This is a genomic window from Metapseudomonas resinovorans (genome assembly GCF_002003485.1).
GTDB classification, from domain to species: Bacteria; Pseudomonadota; Gammaproteobacteria; order Pseudomonadales; family Pseudomonadaceae; genus Metapseudomonas; species Metapseudomonas resinovorans_D.
Genome location: NZ_BDMA01000020.1, coordinates 167,614 through 186,330 on the forward strand (window position 1 = coordinate 167,614; position 18,717 = coordinate 186,330).

General features: G+C 62.8%; 19 protein-coding genes. 13 read left to right on the forward strand and 6 right to left on the reverse strand.

What is annotated here, in order from left to right; translation table 11 throughout:
- Positions 1-143 precede the first annotated feature (143 nt).
- From MnOB_RS06650 to MnOB_RS06660, 3 genes are all read left to right on the forward strand, one after another.
- On the forward strand, positions 144-1,331 hold the full coding sequence (locus MnOB_RS06650) for an amidohydrolase family protein (RefSeq protein WP_077523271.1): 1,188 nt from the start codon (positions 144-146) through the stop codon (positions 1,329-1,331).
- A gap of 30 nt (positions 1,332-1,361) precedes the next feature.
- Positions 1,362-2,648, forward strand: coding sequence for an amidohydrolase family protein (locus tag MnOB_RS06655; protein WP_077523273.1), 1,287 nt, complete (start codon positions 1,362-1,364; stop codon positions 2,646-2,648).
- A gap of 75 nt (positions 2,649-2,723) precedes the next feature.
- Entirely contained in the window at positions 2,724-3,530 is an 807-nt protein-coding gene (locus tag MnOB_RS06660; protein ID WP_077523275.1) for a metal-dependent hydrolase, read from the forward strand.
- A 127-nt stretch (positions 3,531-3,657) separates the two neighbouring features.
- On the opposite strand, the gene MnOB_RS06665 is transcribed toward MnOB_RS06660, so the two are convergent.
- Positions 3,658-5,250, reverse strand: a complete 1,593-nt coding sequence (locus MnOB_RS06665) for an MFS transporter (protein ID WP_077523277.1) — start codon at positions 5,248-5,250, stop codon at positions 3,658-3,660.
- A gap of 208 nt (positions 5,251-5,458) precedes the next feature.
- Between MnOB_RS06665 and MnOB_RS06670 the strand changes: the two genes are divergently transcribed.
- Genes MnOB_RS06670 through MnOB_RS06690 form a run of 5 tightly spaced genes read left to right on the forward strand, consistent with a single transcriptional unit; the run spans position 5,459 to position 10,077 of the window.
- Complete coding sequence (locus MnOB_RS06670; RefSeq protein WP_077523279.1) at positions 5,459-5,827, forward strand: Zn-ribbon domain-containing OB-fold protein; 369 nt, start codon at positions 5,459-5,461, stop codon at positions 5,825-5,827.
- 9 nt (positions 5,828-5,836) lie between these two features.
- Positions 5,837-6,616, forward strand: a complete 780-nt coding sequence (locus tag MnOB_RS06675; RefSeq protein WP_077523281.1) for an SDR family NAD(P)-dependent oxidoreductase — start codon at positions 5,837-5,839, stop codon at positions 6,614-6,616.
- A complete protein-coding gene (locus MnOB_RS06680; RefSeq protein WP_077523283.1) occupies positions 6,613-7,854 on the forward strand; it encodes a CaiB/BaiF CoA transferase family protein in 1,242 nt (413 codons plus the stop codon). Before MnOB_RS06675 ends, MnOB_RS06680 begins: the two co-directional genes overlap by 4 nt.
- A 10-nt stretch (positions 7,855-7,864) precedes the next feature.
- Positions 7,865-9,025, forward strand: a complete 1,161-nt coding sequence (locus tag MnOB_RS06685) for an acyl-CoA dehydrogenase family protein (protein WP_077523285.1) — start codon at positions 7,865-7,867, stop codon at positions 9,023-9,025.
- A complete protein-coding gene (locus tag MnOB_RS06690; protein ID WP_199824486.1) occupies positions 9,022-10,077 on the forward strand; it encodes an acyl-CoA dehydrogenase family protein in 1,056 nt (351 codons plus the stop codon). The genes MnOB_RS06685 and MnOB_RS06690 overlap by 4 nt, the downstream gene beginning before the upstream one ends.
- Positions 10,078-10,262: 185 nt before the next feature.
- Here MnOB_RS06690 and folX read toward each other — a convergent pair whose 3' ends face one another.
- The 4 genes from folX to MnOB_RS06710 are packed head-to-tail and all read right to left on the reverse strand — an operon-like array spanning position 10,263 to position 13,348.
- Positions 10,263-10,634: a dihydroneopterin triphosphate 2'-epimerase gene (folX, locus tag MnOB_RS06695; protein ID WP_077523289.1), complete on the reverse strand. Its 372-nt coding sequence runs from the start codon at positions 10,632-10,634 to the stop codon at positions 10,263-10,265.
- Positions 10,635-10,636: 2 nt separating this feature from the next.
- Positions 10,637-11,194, reverse strand: coding sequence for a GTP cyclohydrolase I FolE (folE, locus tag MnOB_RS06700; RefSeq protein WP_016492704.1), 558 nt, complete (start codon positions 11,192-11,194; stop codon positions 10,637-10,639).
- A 60-nt stretch (positions 11,195-11,254) separates the two neighbouring features.
- The gene (locus MnOB_RS06705; RefSeq protein WP_077523291.1) at positions 11,255-12,442 is read right to left on the reverse strand and encodes a thiolase C-terminal domain-containing protein; all 1,188 of its coding nucleotides are present in this window, start codon (positions 12,440-12,442) and stop codon (positions 11,255-11,257) included.
- A 42-nt stretch (positions 12,443-12,484) separates the two neighbouring features.
- Positions 12,485-13,348 (reverse strand): SDR family NAD(P)-dependent oxidoreductase, encoded by an 864-nt coding sequence (locus MnOB_RS06710; protein ID WP_077523293.1) that lies wholly within the window; start codon positions 13,346-13,348, stop codon positions 12,485-12,487.
- Between the two features lie 237 nt (positions 13,349-13,585).
- Between MnOB_RS06710 and MnOB_RS06715 the strand changes: the two genes are divergently transcribed.
- From MnOB_RS06715 to MnOB_RS06725, 3 genes are all read left to right on the forward strand, one after another.
- Positions 13,586-14,455, forward strand: a complete 870-nt coding sequence (locus MnOB_RS06715) for a MaoC/PaaZ C-terminal domain-containing protein (protein WP_077523295.1) — start codon at positions 13,586-13,588, stop codon at positions 14,453-14,455.
- Positions 14,456-14,475: 20 nt separating this feature from the next.
- Positions 14,476-15,276, forward strand: a complete 801-nt coding sequence (locus MnOB_RS06720; protein ID WP_077523297.1) for an enoyl-CoA hydratase — start codon at positions 14,476-14,478, stop codon at positions 15,274-15,276.
- 67 nt (positions 15,277-15,343) lie between these two features.
- On the forward strand, positions 15,344-16,192 hold the full coding sequence (locus MnOB_RS06725; protein ID WP_077523299.1) for a hotdog fold domain-containing protein: 849 nt from the start codon (positions 15,344-15,346) through the stop codon (positions 16,190-16,192).
- 27 nt (positions 16,193-16,219) lie between these two features.
- On the opposite strand, the gene MnOB_RS06730 is transcribed toward MnOB_RS06725, so the two are convergent.
- The gene (locus MnOB_RS06730; RefSeq protein ID WP_077523301.1) at positions 16,220-16,963 is read right to left on the reverse strand and encodes a TetR/AcrR family transcriptional regulator; all 744 of its coding nucleotides are present in this window, start codon (positions 16,961-16,963) and stop codon (positions 16,220-16,222) included.
- Positions 16,964-17,294: 331 nt separating this feature from the next.
- Between MnOB_RS06730 and MnOB_RS06735 the strand changes: the two genes are divergently transcribed.
- Together MnOB_RS06735 and MnOB_RS06740 are read left to right on the forward strand one after the other, a co-directional pair.
- On the forward strand, positions 17,295-18,197 hold the full coding sequence (locus MnOB_RS06735; protein WP_077523303.1) for an SDR family NAD(P)-dependent oxidoreductase: 903 nt from the start codon (positions 17,295-17,297) through the stop codon (positions 18,195-18,197).
- A 32-nt stretch (positions 18,198-18,229) separates the two neighbouring features.
- The gene (locus MnOB_RS06740; RefSeq protein ID WP_077523305.1) at positions 18,230-18,706 is read left to right on the forward strand and encodes a MaoC family dehydratase; all 477 of its coding nucleotides are present in this window, start codon (positions 18,230-18,232) and stop codon (positions 18,704-18,706) included.
- Positions 18,707-18,717: the final 11 nt, after the last annotated feature.

An 18,717-nucleotide genomic window follows, 5' to 3' on the forward strand; every position in this document is an offset into this window, starting at 1 on the left:
TTGTGGCCGGTTCTTCTTTTTCGGCTCACAAACAAATAACTGACAGATATTCATTTATTGATCTAAATCAAGAGCCGCGAGAACCCGTCGGAATGTAATGGCTGCGGGCCTTCGACCCAACCACAACAACCGAGGATCAGCGCGTGAGCACTATCGACTACCCGATCTACGACTGCGACCAGCATTACTACGAAACACCGGACGCCTTCCTGCGCCACCTGCCCAAGCAGTTCCGCAACGACTTCCAGTACGTACAGATCAACGGCCGCACCAAACTGGCGGTGGGCGGCGTGATCTCCGACTACATCCCCAACCCGACCTTCGAGCATGTCGCCGATATCGGTTCCCACGAGGGCTGGTACCGCGGCAACAACCCCAAGGGACTATCCCTGCGCGAGTACGGCGGCGCCCCGATTCCCTCTCGCCCCGCTTTTCACAACGGTGCCGAGCACCTAAAAGTGATGGACCAGGAGGGCATCCACGCGGCCATCATTCTGCCGACTCTGGCCTCGGTCATCGAGGAACGCCTGGAGCACAAGCCGGAAGCCATCCAAGCGCTGTTCCACTCGCTCAACCAGTGGGTCGCCGAGGAATACGGTTTCGGCAACGGCCGCCAGTTCCCGGCCGGCGCCATCAACCTGTCTGACTGCGAAACCGCCTGCAAGGAACTGGACTTCTTGCTCGCCGCCGGCGCCCGCTGCGTGCTGATCCGCCCCGCTCCGGTGGCCGGTATCCGTGGCAGCCGCTCCCACGGTTTCAAGGAGTTCGACCCATTCTGGGCGCGCATCAACGAGTCGAAGATCTTCGTCATCCACCACGTCTCCGACTCCGGCTACAACCGCATCTACCGCTGGTGGACCGCCGGTGGCAAGGGCGAATTCCGCCCGTTCGAAAAGGATCCGTTCAACGAGATGCTCGACTGGATGGGCCGGCCGATCGCCGACTCGCTGTCGGCACTGGTCTGCCATGGCGTGTTCGACCGCTTCCCCGACGTACGCGTGGCGGTGCTAGAGAATGGCTCGGCGTGGCTGGAGCCGCTGCTCAAGCGCTTCGAGCACGTCTATTCGAAGATGCCCAAATCGTTCAAGCGCGACCCAGTGGAGAGCTTCCGCGAACACGTGTTCCTGGCGCCCTTCTACGAGGACCCGGTGGACAAGGTAATCGAACTGCTCGGCGCCGACCGCGTGCTATTCGGCAGCGACTGGCCGCACCCGGAGGGCCTCAAGCGCCCGCTGGACTTCTTCAAGGACATCGCGAACCTGTCCGACGCCGATACCAAGAAGATCATGCACAGCAACCTCAAGGGCCTGCTCGAAGGCGCCCGCGACTGAGTCCAGCGACAACAACAAGAGGGTACGACCATGGACATGAACGATCTCATTCTGATCAGCGTCGATGATCACGTCATCGAACCGCCGAACCTGTTCGACAAGCACCTGCCGGCCAAGTACAGGGATGTCGCGCCGCGCCTGGTGACCGACGACAAAGGCGCCGATACCTGGGTCTACGACGGCCAGGTGATCCCCAACTTCGGCCTCAACGCCGTGGTCGGCCGCCCGCCGGAAGAGTACGGCATGGAACCGACCGCCTACAGCCAGATCCGCCGTGGCACTTTCGACGTGGCCAAGCGCGTGGAGGACATGAACGCCGATGGTGTGCTGGCCTCGATTTGCTTCCCGACCTTCCCGCACTTCGCCGGTAACCGGCTGATCGCCTCCAGCGACAAGCAGGCCGCTCTGGCCATCGTGCAAGCCTACAACGACTGGCATATCGACGAGTGGTGCGCCGCCGCCCCTGGCCGCTTCATCCCGCTGGCGATCCTTCCGTTGTGGGACGTTCAGGCCTGCGTGGCCGAGCTCAAGCGCGTGGCGGCCAAGGGCTGCCGCACCGTGACCTTCCCGGATAACCCAGCGGCCGTCGGCCTGCCGAGCATCCACCTGGGCTACTGGGACCCGCTGTGGCAGGCGGCCGTCGAGGAGCGCATCGTCATCAGCAGCCACATCGGCTCCGGCAATCAGGCGCCGCACTCGTCGATGGACTCGCCGATCGACGCCTGGATCGTGACCATGCCCATGGCCATCTCCGGGGCCGCTGCCGACTGGCTGTTCTCGCCGGTGTTCAAGAAGTTCCCCGATCTGCGGCTGTCGCTGGCCGAGGGTGGAATCGGCTGGATTCCCTACCTATTGGAACGCGCCGATTTCGTCTACAAGCACCACCATGCCTGGACCAACGCCGACTTCGGCGAGTTGCTACCCAGCGAACTGTTCAAGCGCAATGTGCTGACCTGCTTCATCGACGACCAGTTCGGCCTGCACAGCACCGACTTCCTGAACATGGACATGGTTGCCTGGGAGTGCGACTACCCCCATTCGGACTGCGTCTGGCCGAATTCGCCAGAAACCGTCTGGGGGGCAATCAAGCACCTGCCCAAGGAGATGATCGACAAGACCACCCACCTCAACGCGATGCGCGAGTTCCGCTTCGACCCGTTCGCCATCCTCGGCCGCGAGAACTGCACCGTGGGTGCCCTGCGCGCCCAGGCCAGGCACGTCAACGTGACGCCGGTTCCCGGCATGGGCGGACACAACCCGTCGAACCGCCATGGCCACCCGGTCACCTCCGGTGAAGTGGTCAAGCTATTCGCCTGACCTCCCCGGCCTGGGCGCTAGCAGTGCGTCCAGGCCGCTTGCCGTTGCTCCCGAAACCATCCGCAAGGAGATTCCATGCGCGTTCGCAGCCCCGCAATCGATTTCGCCAACGTACGCCCCGACTGGGCGCCGAACCGCGAGTTCGCCCAGTACTACAACGCCGCATCCACCGTACCCGCCCACATCGAACCCTTCCTGGTAAAGGTGATGATGCGCGCCCGCGACGAACTGGCCTCTCGGCCTGGCCAGCAGCGCCTGCTGGAGGAGGTGGACATCTTCATCAAGCAGGAGGTGCAGCACTGCAAGCGCCACCTAGCCTTCAACCAGCGCCTGTACGACAGCGGCTACGCCGGCATGCGCAAGCTGGAGGCCACCTATGAGGCCGACTATCAGCGCTGGCTTAAAGACAAGCCGCTACGTTTCCTGCTGGCCTACTCCGAAGGCTTCGAGGCCATGGGCTCGTCCAGTGCCGAAGTGTTTTTCACCGATCTGGACGATTACCTGGAAGGTGCCGATGAAAGCGCTGTGACCCTGTGGAAATGGCACCTCGCCGAGGAATTCGAGCACCGCAGCGTCTGCTACGACGTGTACAGGGCGCTCTACGGACACGGCCTGCGCGGCTACCTGTACCGCCTGTATGGCTTCATCTACGCGATTGCCCACATCGGCCGGCACGTCAAACGGATCAATGCTTACCTGCTCGAGCAGGACCGCCGCAATCTATCGGAGGCAGACCACGCCGCCTCGGTCGAGCGCGAGCGGGTGGTCAAGCGGCACCTCGCCAGGGCCAGTCTGCCTCGCCTGCTCAAGGTATTCTCGCCACTCTACGACCCGGCCCTCAAGAAGGCTCCTGCAGGTATGGCGCAGTATCTGAACCTCTGAGGCGGACTTGCTCAGGTTGCTATTGCTTCCATCGCCTCATGGCCCAGATGAAATCCGGAGAGCAGGGCTAGTTTGCCCTCCGGCATTCGTCGAAGCCACGAGCATCCCCTTTCTCGCTCCTATATGTTCAGGAATCGCTGCGCGGCAAGGGCTCGCTGAGGTAATGGGAAACCCGAGGAGCCTCACTGCCCACGTGCAGCGCGCGAACACTCTCCTCCGCCTCCCGGTCAGCCAGTGTGGCGCGGGTTTGCTGCCGTAGGTAGTCCGACCAGGAGTCCACCATGAAGCGTTCCATGTACCAGGCCGGACGCTCCAGCTCGCGGTAGACGCGCCAGAAACTGGCGCCGTCTCGACGACGGTTGACGCCCATCGCATGGATGCGGCGGAGGAACTCCGTGCGTTCTTCAAGACGGATCTGGTAGGCGATCTGAACGGTCACTGGGCCGTCCTGAGGTTGCAGCTCGGCGAAGGCAAAGGCCGGCACCTCGTGACTGGAAGGCGTCACCTCGGCCTCCTCTCCCAAGCGAGCACGATAGCGGCGCATGATCAGCAGAGACACCACCACCATCAGGGACGCCACAAGCAGCGCATCGGGGGTGCCGATCCGAGTTGCCACCGCCCCCCAGGCGGCTCCGCCTATGGCCAGGGAACCCTGGAACACAAGCATGTAAATGGCCACGGAGCGAGCGCGGATCCAGGGCGGAACAGTGGACTGGATCGCTACCAGGTTGATCGTGCCGACACACAGCCAACCTATCCCGGCGAAGAAGAGCGCCATGCACTGAACCATCGTACTCGGTACCTCGGCCACCACGAGCATTCCCAGCGCATAGACAAGGCTGGAGATCAACACCATGCGGTTGATTTCCAGATGTGCTCGCAGCATAGGCAGAACCAACGCCCCGCACATGGTGCCGACACCAATACTGCCCAACAGCAGGCCGTAGCTCCCTGCACCGCCGGACTCGCTGGCAACTACCGGCAGCAATGCCCAGAGCCCGCTCCCCGCGCCGACGAAGGCAATAGTGCGCAGGCACTGGGTGCGTACCACCTCCGAGTAACGCGCATAGCGCAGAGCACCACGCAATCCGGCCCAGAGGGTCTCCGCGGGCATCGAGGCATCCTCGGTAGGGCGGCGCATGCATGCCACCACCAGCACCGAGCCCGCCAGCAACAATGTGCAGATGATGAACACGCTGACGATGCCTGAAGCCGCCATCACCCCGCCGGCCAACGCGGGCCCCACCGCCCTGGCAGAGCTGTAGGAGACCGAGGACAGCGCCATGGCCGAGGCCATGAAGGCCCGCGGCACCGCTTCAGCCTGAGTGGTGTACCAGGCCGGTCCCTGCAGAGCGAAGCCGATACCGAAGGCGAAGGTCAGCGCCAGCAGCGACCAGGGGCCGATCATCCCGGTGATGCAGAAACCCACCAGCGTCAACGCCACCAGCAGCATCCCGGCATGGGTCAGCAGCAGATAACGACGCCGGTCGAAGATATCCGCGAAGACTCCACCCGGGAGGCCAAAGAAGAAGGACGGCAGGCTGATGGCGGTCTGCACCAGCGCCACCAGCATCGGCGAGCTGCTCAGGGACACCATTAGCCAGGCCGCGCCGACGTTCTGCATCCAGATCGCCAGGTTCATCGCCAGGGCACCCAGCCAGAGCCAGCGAAAGGCAGGAAAGCGCAAGGGCGCCCAGAGGGAGTTCGAGCTGTCGGTCATCAGGTTTTCCGTATCTGCGAATGCGGCCTCGGCTTGACTCGCCGTTTGAATGCCCGCATATTCAAAACTAACTGATCGCCAGTTTTTACCTTAAGCAATGTCTAGTCAACAAGGGCATAAAGGGCGAGCAGAAGAATCAATGACAACCAGACAGTTTTAATTCGGCGCCGGCAGCCAGACTCCAGGCGCCCATCAGGGATTGCACACCATGGCCCTATGCCCCGATCTCGAATTCCAAGGGTTCCTCAAGCAGGGGCGATTCATGCTCCAGCGCAGCCGATCCAGTCAGCGTCACTTTTTCTATCCGCGAGTACTGGAGCCCGGAACCGGAGCCACTGACCTTGAATGGGTGGAGGCCTCGGGCCTGGGCACGGTCTATGCGGTCACCGTGGTGCGCCCCAAGCCTCCGACCGAGCCCTACACCGTCGCCCTGGTCGACCTGGATGAAGGCCCGCGCCTGATGTCCCGGGTCGAGGGTCTTCCTGCCGAGCAGGTAAGCATCGGCATGCGGGTCAAGGCGCGCATCAGCGCCGAGCCAGAGCAGTTCTTCGTCGTTTTCGACCCCCACAGCAATTAGGCGAACATCATGGCCAACAAGAATCCGATGTCCCTCCAGGGACGCACAATCATCATCACCGGCGCCGGGCAAGGCATCGGCCTGGGCATCGCCCGCCTGGTCATCGAGTTGGGCGGCAATGTGGCGGCGGTGGACCTCAATGCCGAAGCACTGCAGGCAGCGGCCGATGATCTGGGCGAGCACTACCTGCCGCTGGCCGGCAGTGTGGCCGACGCCGATTTCGTTCAGGGTGCCGTAGAGCAGGCCATCGCCCGATTCGGAGCAGTCCACGGCCTGGTCAACAATGCCGGTATCGGCCGCCCGGCGATGATCGAGAAGATGACCCTGGAGCAATGGCAACTGGTGCTGGATGTGCACCTCACCGGCTCATTCCTCTTCACCCAGGCCGTCGGCCGCCACCTGCTGGAACGCAGCAAAGCGGGCGACAAAGCTCCCGGCTCCATCGTTTTCATCTCCTCCGACGCCGGGCGCCGGGGCAGCCTGGGGCAGATCAACTACTCGGCAGCCAAATCCGGGATGTTCGGCATGGCCATGACCGCCGCCCGCGAGTGGGCCAAGTACGGCGTCCGCGCCAACGCCGTCTGCTTTGGCATGGTGGAAACCGCCATGACCGAAAAGGTGCGTAACGATCCGCGCTTCCTCGACACCTACCTGCAGCAGATCGCCCTGGGCCGCTTTGCTTCTCCTGAAGAAGTATCGGTACCGGTCTGCTTCCTGCTCTCCGAGGGCGCTTCCTACATCACTGGCCAGGTCCTTTCGGTCAATGGCGGCTACACCATCGCGGTATGACCATGAACGACATCTCCCCTGAAGTACTCGGCGGTATCCGCATTCTCGACATGACCCGAGTGATCGCCGGCCCCTACGCTGGGCAGATCCTCGCTGACCTTGGCGCCGAGGTGATCAAGGTCGAGCGCCAGGGCGAAGGCGACGACATCCGCCGCATAGGCCCGCCCTGGATCAAGGGCACCGAGAACCAGCCACACCAGGAATCCACCTACAGCCAGGCGGCCAACCGCAACAAGCGCTCCATCACCGTGGACTTCGCCCAGCCTGAAGGGGCTGAGCTGATCCGCCAACTTGTGGCCAACTGCGACGTGCTGCTTGAGAACTACCGCACCGGCACCCTGGCCAAGTACGGCCTGGGTTACGAGGACCTGCGCAAGATCAACCCGCGCCTGATCTACTGCTCCATCACCGGCTTCGGCCAGACCGGTCCCTACTCCAACCGTTCCGGCTACGACTACCTGATCCAGGCGATGGCCGGAGTGATGTCGGTCACCGGTCACCGCGAAGGCGACCCCGGCGATGGGCCGATGCGCGTGGGCATTCCAGTGGCAGACATCTGCGCCGGTCTCTACGCCGCTATTGGTGTGCTCGGTGCGCTGAATCACCGCAACAGCAGCGGCGAAGGCCAGCATATCGACGTGTCTCTGTTCGACGCCCAGGTCGCCACCCTGCTCAACACTTTCTCGGCCTGGTTCAACGGAGGGAAGGAACTGGGCAGGACCGGCAATGATCACCCCAGTGCCTCGCCCTATGGGGTCTATCCGGTCGATGATGGTTTCATCCTGGTGGCCACGTTCAACGATCGCGAGTTTGTCCGCCTGGCCAAGGCAGTAGGCCGCGAGGACTGGATCGAAGACCCGCGCTTTGCAAAGAACGGCGCCCGAGTGGCCAACCGCCGCGAACTGTCACAGCAACTCACGGAGGCGCTGCGAGGACGAACCAAGGCCGAGTGGATCGAGCACCTGAATGCCAACACCGTGTCCTGCGGCCCGATCAACGGCATGCAGGACCTTGAGCTGGATCCCCATGTGATCGATCGGGAAATGATCGTTGCCCAGGAGCATCCGCTGAACGGCACCGTGCGCTCGGCAGCAAGCCCGATGCGCTTCTCCGCCACCCCCGTGCGCTACAAGCTGGCGCCGCCGGCCATTGGCGAACACACCGACGCAGTCCTGGGCGAATGGTTGGGCCTCTCGGCCGAGCACATCGCCAAACTGCGTCAGCGCAACGTCATTTGAGGGACCTGCCGTGACATCCGCATTCAGTTTCAAGCCCCTGCAACTGCCCTCCTCTCTCGAACCCTTGCGCCAGGAAGCCCGTACCTTCCTGACCGAAGCAGCGAAGGACTGGTCCGGCTGGAAGGTCGGCCATTCCTGGACTGGCTTCGATCGCGAATTCAGCCGCGAAGTCGGCAAACGTGGCTGGATCGGCATGACTTGGCCGAAAGCCTATGGCGGCCATGAGCGCTCCGGCCTGGAGCGCTATGTGGTGGTGGAAGAGATGCTCGCAGTGGGCGCCCCCCTGGGCGCCCACTGGTTCGGCGATCGCCAGAGCGGTCCGTTGCTGCTGCGCCTGGGTACCGAGGCTCAACGCCAGCGTTTTCTGCCACTGATCGCACGAGGCGAGGCTTCATTCTGCATCGGTCTCAGCGAGCCGGACTCGGGTTCCGATCTGGCTTCCCTGCGCTCCCGCGCCACGCGCGTGGAGGGCGGCTGGCGTCTGAATGGCCGCAAAGTGTGGACCACCAATGCGCACCTCTGCGACTTCATGATCGGTCTGTTCCGCAGTGGCGGCCAGGCCGACGCCGAGAAGCACAAGGGCTTGTCGCAATTCCTCATCGACATGAGCGCTTCCGGCATCGAAGTCCGACCGATTCACGACCTGACCGGCGAGGCCCATTTCAACGAAGTGACCTTCGATAACGTCTTCGTTCCCGACGATATGCTGGTCGGCCGCGAGGGCGATGGCTGGGCGCAGGCCAGTGGTGAACTGGCGTTCGAGCGCAGCCAGCCGGACCGCTACATGAGTTCATTCCCCCTGCTACCACTGACCATCGATGCGCTGCGCGGTGCAGGCACCGACGACCGTCTCGCCTCCCGACGGCTGGGCGAAGCGGTCGCCGAACTGGCTGTGCTGAGGGAAATGTCCCTTTCCATAGTCGGACAATTGCAGGAAGGTCATTCTCCCGCCAAGGAAGCCGCGCTGGTCAAAGACCTCGGCAACCTCCATGAGCAGCGCATGCCGGACCTGGTCCGCGAGCTGCTGGACTGCCCGTCCAGCATCGACGCCGACGACCGACTCAGCGAACTACAGGCATTCCTGGTGCAGAACGTGCCCTCCTTCTCCCTGCGAGGCGGTACCCGGGAAATCCTGCGCGGCATCATCGCCAAGGGGCTAGGACTGAAATGAGTAACAGCGAAATGAACATCAGTGAAATGCTCGCCGAGCAGGTCCAGCGCCTGTTCAGCGACAGGATCGACCGCGATACCTGGGTGCATGCCGAAGACGGCCAACTGGACAGCGACCTCTGGCAGGAAATCGAAGCCATGGGCATCACCCTCGCCCTCAGCGACGAAAACGCCGGCGGTGCCGGGCTCAACTGGGCCGAGAGCGAACCGGTGCTGCGCCTCTGCGGCGTTCACGCCGTTCCCGTGCCGGTAGGCGAAACCACCATCGCTGCCTGGGCGCTCGCCCGCGCAGGGCTGGAGGTTCCTGAAGGCGTACTGGCGATCTCCGGCGAAATCTTCCGCTTGGATGCCCAGGGCAGGCTGCTAGGCCACGACGCCCAACTGAGCTGGCTGCCCGTGGCCGGTCATGTGCTGGTTGCAGCCCTCCGCGACGATGTCATGCACCTCTGCCTGGTGCGCGCCGACGCCGGTCGACAGCAGGCCATCGACACGCTCGACCGCCTGCCCTGCGCCAGCTTGCAGCTGGAAGGCACCATCCCGCTGCAAACTGCCGAAGCACCGTTCCTCGACGAGCTAGGCCTGCGCCCGCACCTCGCAGCGCTACGCAGCATGCAAATGGCCGGGGCCCTGGCCAGAGTGCTGGACCTGTGCGTGGAATACGCCAATACCCGCGTGCAATTCGGCAAACCTATCGGCAAGTTCCAGGCGATCCAGCAGATGGTCGCCGAGCTCGCTTCCCAGGCCGCTGCCGCCCAGGTCGCAGGCCTCTATGCCGCACGCCAGGTGGATGCCGGCAATGCCAGCTACGGTGCCGCCGTGGCCAAGAGTCTGGTAGGCCGGGCCGCGACCCGTGCAGCGGCCATCGCTCACCAGGTGTTCGGCGCCATTGGCGTGACCGACGAACACAGCCTGCACTACTACACCCGTCGTCTCTGGCAATGGAGGGCCGAAGCCGGCAGCGAGCATTGGTGGTCGGAGCGGATTGGTCGGCAGGTACTGGCGAATGATGGCGCACACCTGTGGCAACGACTGACCACGTCCATCGACGCTTGAAACGAGAGCCCCCCTCTTCCCTCGGGAGAGAGGGGGCGGTACGCGTAACGGGATCGTTGGGGGAGGTTGGTGTGAGCCGCGCGGATCTGAGCCTGCGGCGAAGCCCAACAATACCTGGCTCCGAGCCTGGAGATGTCGGACTTCGCAGAGTGCCTCCCGACCCGACTTACAGGATTCCTGGGTGATCAGCGCTCACAGGCCAGGGTGATCGAAACCGATTCGGCAAAGCGCAGTGCATGCAGCTTGTCCACTTCCACTTCGGCATACCGCACACGCGGTTCGCTCATCACCAGATCGAGTATTTCCTGGGTCAGGCGCTCCAGCAATGCAAAGCGATTTTCCTCGACGTGGCGGATGATCGCCTTGGTGATCGTGCGATAGTTCAACGCCTGCTCGATCTCGGTGCCCTGCACCGCCTCACTCGCCAGGTAGTGGATGCACAGGTTGATCAGCACATCCTGTCGGTTGAGGATTTCCTCTTCCTTGATGCCGATATAGGTGCGCAGGAGCAAATCCTTGACGCGGATGCGGGCCATGCCGGATTGAAGGCCAGGCATACCTACTTCCGCCCTATCAACTGAAGAAACTCGGAACGGGTGTTCTGCGACTCGCGGAAAGCACCAAGCATCACCGACGTACTCATCACCGAGTTCTGCTTCTCCACGCCGCGCATCATCATGCACATGTGCTGAGCCTCGATTACCACGGCGACGCCGGCGGCGCCGGTGACCTGCTGGATCGCCTCAGCGATCTGGCGGGTAAGGTTCTCCTGGATCTGCAGGCGCCGCGCATACATGTCGACGATGCGCGCCACCTTGGACAGGCCCAGCACCTTCCCGGTGGGAATGTAGGCCACGTGGGCCTTGCCGATGAAGGGCAGCAGGTGATGTTCGCAAAGGGAATAGAGTTCGATTTCCCTGACGATCACCATCTCGTCGTTGTCCGACTCGAACAACGCGCCATTGACAATCTCAGCCAGGGTCTTCTGGTATCCGTTGCAGAGGAATTGCATCGCCTTGGCGGCGCGTTTGGGAGTATCGAGCAGGCCTTCGCGGGCGGGGTTCTCGCCTACGCCGAGCAGGATTTCCCGGTAATGCTGGGTCATGGGTTCGCTCATCTGCGCCTCTCCCAATGATTACGTTGAACAGGCGCCCAGCCACCACTGGGCGCCTCGAACTCAGATGCGCTTGAGGATGGTGACCACCCCGGCGCCTCCCAGCCCGATGTTGTGCTGTAGCGCGACGCGGGCGTTCTCCACCTGGCGATCGCCGGCTTGACCGCGCAAGTGCCAGGTCAATTCGGTGATCTGTGCCAGACCGGTAGCGCCCAGCGGGTGCCCCTTGGACAGCAGGCCGCCGGATGGGTTGGTGACCACGCGGCCACCGTAGGTGTTCTGCTCGTCGATGACGAACCTTTCCGCACCACCCTCCTCGCACAAGCCGAGCGCTTCGTAGGTGATGACCTCGTTTGGCGAGAAGCAGTCGTGCAACTCAACCACATCAATGTCACTCGCACCCACACCAGCTTGCTCATATGCCTGGGCCGCAGCACGACGGGTCATGCCGGCGCCGACAACGTCCAGCATGCTGCCGGACTCGAAACTGTCAGAGGTATCGGTTGCCAGACCCATGCCGGCAATCTCCACGCAGCTGCCCAGGCCGTGCTTGCGCGCGTAAGCCTCGGAAACCACCACCACGGCAGCTGCGCCACAAGTTGGTGGGCAGCACATGAGGCGAGTGACCGGTCCGAAGATCTGCGGCGAGGTCATGACCTGTTCCAGGGTCAGTGGCTCGGTAAACAGCGCATAAGGGTTGCGCAGGGCATGGCTGCGAGCCTTGACCGAGACGCGCCCGAACAACTCGGCTGAAACGTTGTACTTCTCCAGGTATTCGGCACCAGCACCGCCGAAGTACTGTGGGCCGCTGGGGGCGTTGTCGTCCCAGCCGCGAATCTTGCGCACCGCCTCGTCGATCTTCACCGTGATTGGTGTGCGCAGCGCAGCGTCACCGGTAGACATGGCACCCGGGTTCATCTGCTCGAAGCCGACTGCCAGAGCAACATCGACCACACCACTGGCCACGGCCTGGCGCGCCAGGAACAACGCAGAGGAACCGCTGGCACAGGCGTTATTGACGTTGATCACAGGAATACCGGTGATTCCCACGCGGTACAGCGCGGTTTGCCCGGAGCAGGTATCACCGGCGACGAAGCCGGCATAGGCCTGCTGTACTTCGGAGTAGGCGATGCCTGCGTCCTTCAGCGCCAGGGCAGCAGCATCGCCCCCCATCACGTCGTACATCTCGCTCTTGCCGGGTTTGGTGAACTTGATCATCCCCACACCGGCAACCAATACCTTGTTACTCATGTTGAACTCCCTGGGGCCGCTCGCCCCGCATCTGTGGGGCGGTTACTTGGCGAAGTCCATGATGGTCAGCGCTGCCTCGGGGCGGAAAACCTTGTCCTCGGCCGCGGCCAGGCTGCGGGCGTCGAATGCCGCGTCCTTGCCACCGCCGGGAATGCCCTCGGCGGACAGTAGCTTCAGCTCACGCACACTCTGGCCGGAGGCGAACAGGCAGTGGCCGGTGCGTTGGCCGGACAGCTCGCTGACCATGTAAAGCACCACCTGGGCAACATGCTCGGGCGCCATCTGGGCCTTGGTAGCCTCGTCCATCAACGGTGCAGTCAGGGCAGAAACGGCTGCTGGAGCGAGGGTCCAGACGCGAACACCGAATTTGGCGCCCTCGATGGCCAGCACATTGGAGAAGCCCCAGGCGCCGCACTTGGAAGCGGCATAGTTGCTCTGCCCAAAGTTGCCGACCAGGCCAGAGGTGGAGGAGGTGTTGACGATCACCCCGCCACCGTTTTCCTTCATCCAGGCAAATACGGGCTGGGTGACGGCGTACATGCTCTTCAGGTTGACCTTGATAACCGCATCCCAATCGCCTTCCTCCAGTTTGAGGAAGGACTTGTCGCGCAGGATGCCAGCGTTGTTGATCAGAATGTCGGCGCGACCGAATTCGCCAAGGGCGGTGGCAAGCAGCGACTGACCGCCTTCCACCGTGGAGATGTCCTGGGTATGCGCCACGGCGCGGCCACCGGCTTCGCGCACAGCAGCGACCACCGCCTCAGCCGTGTAGCTACCGTTCTCGTCTCGACCCAGGTCGTTGACCACCACTGCCGCACCCTCGGCGGCCAGGAGTTGTGCGTACGTGGCGCCCAGGCCACGCCCGGCACCGGTAATGATCGCGACCTTTCCTTCCAGTAGAGTCATTGTCTGTCTCCGAAATGTTCTTGTTTGGGTGGGCTCCGGCCCTTGCCCGGAAGCTCCCGCCCCTCGGCGCGGGAGAGTTTTCATCGCAAAGCAACTGAAATGCCATCAGAAAAGGCAGAACAATCGCCCGCCCTTAATGCCTCACACAGGCATACTACATCATGTAACTGACTGTTTGACAGTTTTCAAGCGAAGCGCAATGCTAGAGACAAGAACCGGCCTACCGAGGAATACGACGTGCCTCTCGACTACCACCGCATCAAGAACTGGCCCATCACCGACGGCCGGCAGAGCTACAGCACTCGCGACACCATCCTCTACGCCCTTGGCGTAGGGGCGGCCACCAGCAACCCATTGCCGGCCGGCGACCTGCAGTACGTCTATGAGAAAGGCCTGAAGGCACTGCCCACCATGGCCACCATCATGGCCAGCGGCGAGTTCTGGCTGGCCAACCCGGAAACCGGCATCGACCTGACGAAAGTGCTGCATGGCGAGCAGTTCCTGCGCATCTACAAGCCACTGCCGGCCAAGGGCACACTGATCGGCCGCGACAGCGTGGACGAGATCTACGACAAGGGCGCCGACAAGGGCGCTGTGATGTACATGTCACGGCGCATCTACGACGCGGAGACCGAGGAACTGCTGGCCACTTCCACCTGGTCCACCTTCATGCGTGGAAATGGTGGCTTCGGCGGCACCGCCGAAGGTCAGCCCAAGCCTCATCCGCTGCCGGACGACCGCCCCTTCGATCTCAGCATCGAGCTGCCCAGCCGCCCCGAGCAGGCCACCATCTATCGCCTGTCCGGAGACTTGAACCCGCTGCACATCGACCCATCCTTCGCCGCCAAGGCGGGCTTCGACAAGCCGATCCTTCACGGCATGAGCAGTTACGGCATGGCCGGCCGCGCCATAGTCCGCCTGCTCTGCAACGACGACCCGCACCGTCTGCATGCACTCAACCTGCGCTTCGCCTCGCCCATGTATCCCGGGGAAACGCTAAAGGTCGAGGTTTGGCACGAAGGCCCCGGCAGGGCCAGCTTCCGCGCGCGAGTGGTAGAGCGCGATCTGATCATTCTCAACAATGGCTACGCGGAATTCGCTGCCTAGCCGCAACGAGGAATAACAAGATGAAATACTCGGACATCAGCTACGAAGTGATCGGCGCCGTCGCGCGCATCTGCCACAACCGTCCCGGCCAGGCCAACGCCGAATCGGAGAACCTGTTGGCCGAACTGGATGACGCACTGGACCGCGCCAAGCGAGACGATGCCATTCGCGTGATCATCATCGGCGCCAAGGGCAAGCACTTCTCTGCCGGCCATGACCTGATGGATGGCATGGAAAAGCGCGGCAACTTCTCTCCCGAACAACACTGGCTGTGGGAAAGCGAGCACTACCTGGGTAACGCCCTGCGCATCTGGGACTTTCCCAAGCCCACCATTGCCCAGGTGCAGGGTGCCTGCATTGCCGGCGGCTTCATGGTGGCCAACATGTGCGACATGGTGGTCGCTGCCGACGATGCCTTCTTCAGCGACCCGGTAGGCCACAGCCTGGCCGCCGCCTCGGTTGAGGCCCTGGTGCATCCGTGGGTAATGGGACTGCGCAAGGCCAAGGAATTCCTCTTCACCGGCCAGAGGATCGGCGCCGCCGAAGCCAAGGAATGGGGCATGGTCAACCACGTGGTGCCCCGCGCCGAGATGGAAGACTTCACCTTGGAGCTGGCCAACCGCATTGCCGCAGCGCCCCCCATCGGCATCCGCATGCTCAAGCGCTCGCTGAACCGCTCCGCGGACATCATGGGCTTCCGCAATTCGCTGATGGCGCACTTCGATACCCACATCCTCAGCACCTCCACCAAAGAGCACTTCGAAGTCGCGGCCGCCGGTATGCGTGCCTCGATGGAAGCCGCCAAGAAAGCCCAGTCCTGACTGCACCGGGGCGAAGGCGCCACGCCTTCGCCCCTGCCCTTCCCTTCACGCACTTCCGGAGTTCCAGGTGTCCCTCGACTACCAAAAGCTTATCGACTGGCCCTTCCCCGCCGTGACCCGACGCTACAGCCAGGAAGACTGCATCCGCTTCGCCCGTGGTTTCGGCGCTGGCGCATCGACGAACTGGGTCGAAACCGACCGCCCCTACCTTGAGCCCGGCAAAGGGTTACGGGTACTGCCGATGTCCGCCGTGGCCCTGGCCGACGGCGAGTTCTGGCAGATGGATCCACGCACCGGCATAGCCTGGCAGCAGATCGTTCACGCCCAAGAAACCCTGCGATTGCATCGTCCACTGAGCAGCGAAGGCGAACTGGTAGTCACCCAGAAGATCGATGAGATATTTGATCGTGGCGCCGACAAAGGGGCCGTCATGCTGCAGACACTGACGCTCAGCGAGCCTGCAGGCGAGGCCATCGCCAGCATCGAGGTCACTACCGTCCTGCGCGGCAATGGTGGGTTCGGCGGCAAGCCACAAGATACGCCGCGCCCCACTCCGCTACCGGAACGGGCCGCTGACCTGGTGCTGGAGATTCCTACGCCACCTGAGCCGGACACGCTGTTTCGGCTCTCGGCGGATATCGCCATTGCGGCTCAAACCCAGGGCAAACCCCAGGCGATGATCCGCGGAGTCGGCTGCTTCGGCCTGGCAGGCCGCGGTGCGCTTCGAATGGTTTGCGACAATGACGCCGCGCGCCTGCGTAGCCTGTCGGTGCGCTACGCCGGTCCGATGTACAGCGGTGAAACCATGCGCATCGAGCTTTGGCGGATGGAGCCCGGCCTCGCACTGTTCCGCATGCATGCGGTGGAGCGCGACAAGCCGGTACTCAGTCATGGTGTCATCGAGTTCGAGGCCTGAAAAAGCACCGCTGACAGGAAAGCAGACTCAGCCCTCGGCGGCTACTTCCGGCGCCGGGGCGGCAGCCTTCGCCTTGGTAATGCGCGGCTTACGCGCACGAGGGGCGGGAACAGCTTCAGCAGCGGTTTCCTCCGGCATGCCGGAGCGCAGGGTCTGCACGACAATGCGCGCAATGGCGGCATTTACCCGCTTGGAACCCAGCCCACGCTCCATCACTACCGGATCAGTGGCCGCCAGCCGCTCCATGGCGGCCTGCAGAACGGTGGCTTCGGCATAGGCATCGCTCTTCTTGCGACTACCCACGGCTGGGTTGACCGTGAGGATCAGCTTGGCGAAGCGTTCGATAAACGGGATATAGGTGTTCATCCGCAGTTCTTCGAAGCGTGGGTCGCCACGATCAGCTTCGAGGTTACGGTAGCGCAGCACTTCACGATGGCGGCTCCAGACCCCGTTCAGCGCCTCGATCAAGCGCAGCGCCTCTTCCTCGAACCGTTCAGGAGCCCAGGGCTCCTCCAGCAGCCGCGAGACTTTGGCCATGTCTTCGCCGGCCTCCAGAGCCAGTGAATAGAGCACGTCCTGCACGTCGTCGAAGTACATGTAGAAGCTGGCGGAGGAAGTGCCCGCGGCCTTCGCAATGGCCACGGCGGTGATGTCCACCAGGGCGTGGGTGAAAAGCAGGCGCCGAGTGGCGGCCATCAGACGCTGGCGGGTTTCCTGGCCTTTGCGGCCCAACACCTGCCCCTGCTTGTTCATGCTGACTTCAAATGCCATGGCATGGTCCCTTTGACTCGAAATTCAAGATTGGCGCGCCCGCCCCGGCACTGATGTGCCCAGGGCCCTTTGGCCTTACCGGCTCTTGCTGGGCGCAAACGCCCCAATAATAAACAAAATGACAGCTCTCAGTCGAACCTATAGAAAGCCACCGCACATTTCAATAGCCCGAAAGCTGCTGGCCCCAAGGACTTTACGTCATCGACGAGTATCGATAATAGTCCGAACGGACTAGACATAACTGACACATTTACAGTTATTATAGATGAACGAGCCAAATGCGCAGGCCTGAGCCAGCGCCAGGAACCCAGAAGCCAATTCAGGAGGCGACATGCCGAACATGGTTGCAGACAAAGTCGTGGTCATCACCGGGGCCGGTAGCGGCATTGGTCGGGAGTTCGCCCTGGCCTTCGCCGCCCAAGGCGCGCGCATCGTGGTCAATGACCTGGGTCGTACCGAGGCTGGGGGCAGCGCCGCGGAAGCGGTAGTCGCGGAGATTCGCGCAGCAGGAGGCGAAGCCGCGGCCAGCGTCGACAGCGTCGCCGAATGGGATTCCGCCCAGCACATCGTGCAGACCGCGCTGGACAACTTCGGCCGGGTGGATTGCGTGATCAACAACGCCGGCATCGTCCGTGACCGCTTCTTCTTCAACATGAGCCTCGAAGAATGGCAGGCGGTGATCAACGTCCACCTCAACGGATCCTTCTATGTCGCCCGCGCTGCGGCCCCGCACTTCAAGGCCCAGGCCAGCGGCGCCTACATCCATATGACCTCCACCAGCGGACTGATCGGTAACCCCGGCCAGGCCAACTACTCGGCAGCCAAGCTGGGCCTGGTAGGCATGTCGAAGACCATCGCTCTCGACATGGCACGCTACAACGTACGTTCCAACTGCATCGCGCCCTTCGCCTGGACAGCCATGACCGCCTCGGTGCCCACCGACACGCCGGACGCCGCCGCACGTATGGAGAAGCTGAAGACCATGGAACCCCGCAAGATCGCCCCGCTGGCTGTGTACCTGGCCAGTGATGCGGGTGCCGGAGTATCCGGGCAGATCTTCGGCGTGCGCGCCAACGAGATCTACCTCTACTCCCAGTCGCGCGTAATCCGTTCGGTGCACCGCAGTGATGGCTGGACCCCGGAAAGCATCGCCGAGCACGCCATCCCCGCGATGAAGAATTCCTTCTACGAGAACATCCCCTCGCCCCAGCTCACCACCTGGGACCCGATCTGACAGCCCCTGACCAGAACAACAAGGAACGCAGCATGAGCGAGATCGAAACCATCGGAACCGGTTTTACCTGGGACGAACTGCCAGTTGGCCGCAAGTTCAAGACCTACGGGCGCACCATCACCGAGACGGACATCGTCAACTTCATTTCCGCCACCGGCATGTTGGAGGTGCTTTTCACCAACAAGGAGTTCCTCCGCGATGCTGGCTTCGACGGCCGCCTAGTACCTGGCGGCCAGGTGTTCTGTATGGCCGAAGGCCTGCTGTTCCAGACCGCGTTGCAGGGCGTGGGCGTGGCCTTCCTGAACATGGAACTGGACATCAAGGGCCCCACCTTTGCAGGCGACACCATCCATGTAGAGGTGGAGGTAATCGAATCCCGTCCGAGTAAAGGCAAGCCAGGCATGGGTCTGGTGCGCACCCGCAACCAGGTGGTCAAGCAGGACGGCAGCGTGGTCATGGTCTACACCCCGCTGCGCCTGGTGAAAGGCCGCGAAAACCTGCATTCCTGAACCATTCCCAG

Excerpts from the sequence above, each read along its gene's own strand:
- MnOB_RS06730 (WP_077523301.1), bottom strand. The coding sequence starts at position 16,963 with ATGGCATTTGAAGTCAGCATGAACAAGCAGGGGCAGGTGTTGGGCCGC.
- MnOB_RS06740 (WP_077523305.1), top strand. The coding sequence starts at position 18,230 with ATGAGCGAGATCGAAACCATCGGAACCGGTTTTACCTGGGACGAACTG.
- MnOB_RS06660 (WP_077523275.1), top strand. The coding sequence starts at position 2,724 with ATGCGCGTTCGCAGCCCCGCAATCGATTTCGCCAACGTACGCCCCGAC.
- folX (WP_077523289.1), bottom strand. The coding sequence starts at position 10,634 with ATGCCTGGCCTTCAATCCGGCATGGCCCGCATCCGCGTCAAGGATTTG.
- folE (WP_016492704.1), bottom strand. The coding sequence starts at position 11,194 with ATGAGCGAACCCATGACCCAGCATTACCGGGAAATCCTGCTCGGCGTA.
- MnOB_RS06690 (WP_199824486.1), top strand. The coding sequence starts at position 9,022 with ATGAGTAACAGCGAAATGAACATCAGTGAAATGCTCGCCGAGCAGGTC.
- MnOB_RS06705 (WP_077523291.1), bottom strand. The coding sequence starts at position 12,442 with ATGAGTAACAAGGTATTGGTTGCCGGTGTGGGGATGATCAAGTTCACC.
- MnOB_RS06720 (WP_077523297.1), top strand. The coding sequence starts at position 14,476 with ATGAAATACTCGGACATCAGCTACGAAGTGATCGGCGCCGTCGCGCGC.
- MnOB_RS06670 (WP_077523279.1), top strand. The coding sequence starts at position 5,459 with ATGGCCCTATGCCCCGATCTCGAATTCCAAGGGTTCCTCAAGCAGGGG.
- MnOB_RS06680 (WP_077523283.1), top strand. The coding sequence starts at position 6,613 with ATGACCATGAACGACATCTCCCCTGAAGTACTCGGCGGTATCCGCATT.
- MnOB_RS06655 (WP_077523273.1), top strand. The coding sequence starts at position 1,362 with ATGGACATGAACGATCTCATTCTGATCAGCGTCGATGATCACGTCATC.
- MnOB_RS06710 (WP_077523293.1), bottom strand. The coding sequence starts at position 13,348 with ATGACTCTACTGGAAGGAAAGGTCGCGATCATTACCGGTGCCGGGCGT.
- MnOB_RS06735 (WP_077523303.1), top strand. The coding sequence starts at position 17,295 with ATGCCGAACATGGTTGCAGACAAAGTCGTGGTCATCACCGGGGCCGGT.
- MnOB_RS06665 (WP_077523277.1), bottom strand. The coding sequence starts at position 5,250 with ATGACCGACAGCTCGAACTCCCTCTGGGCGCCCTTGCGCTTTCCTGCC.
- MnOB_RS06675 (WP_077523281.1), top strand. The coding sequence starts at position 5,837 with ATGGCCAACAAGAATCCGATGTCCCTCCAGGGACGCACAATCATCATC.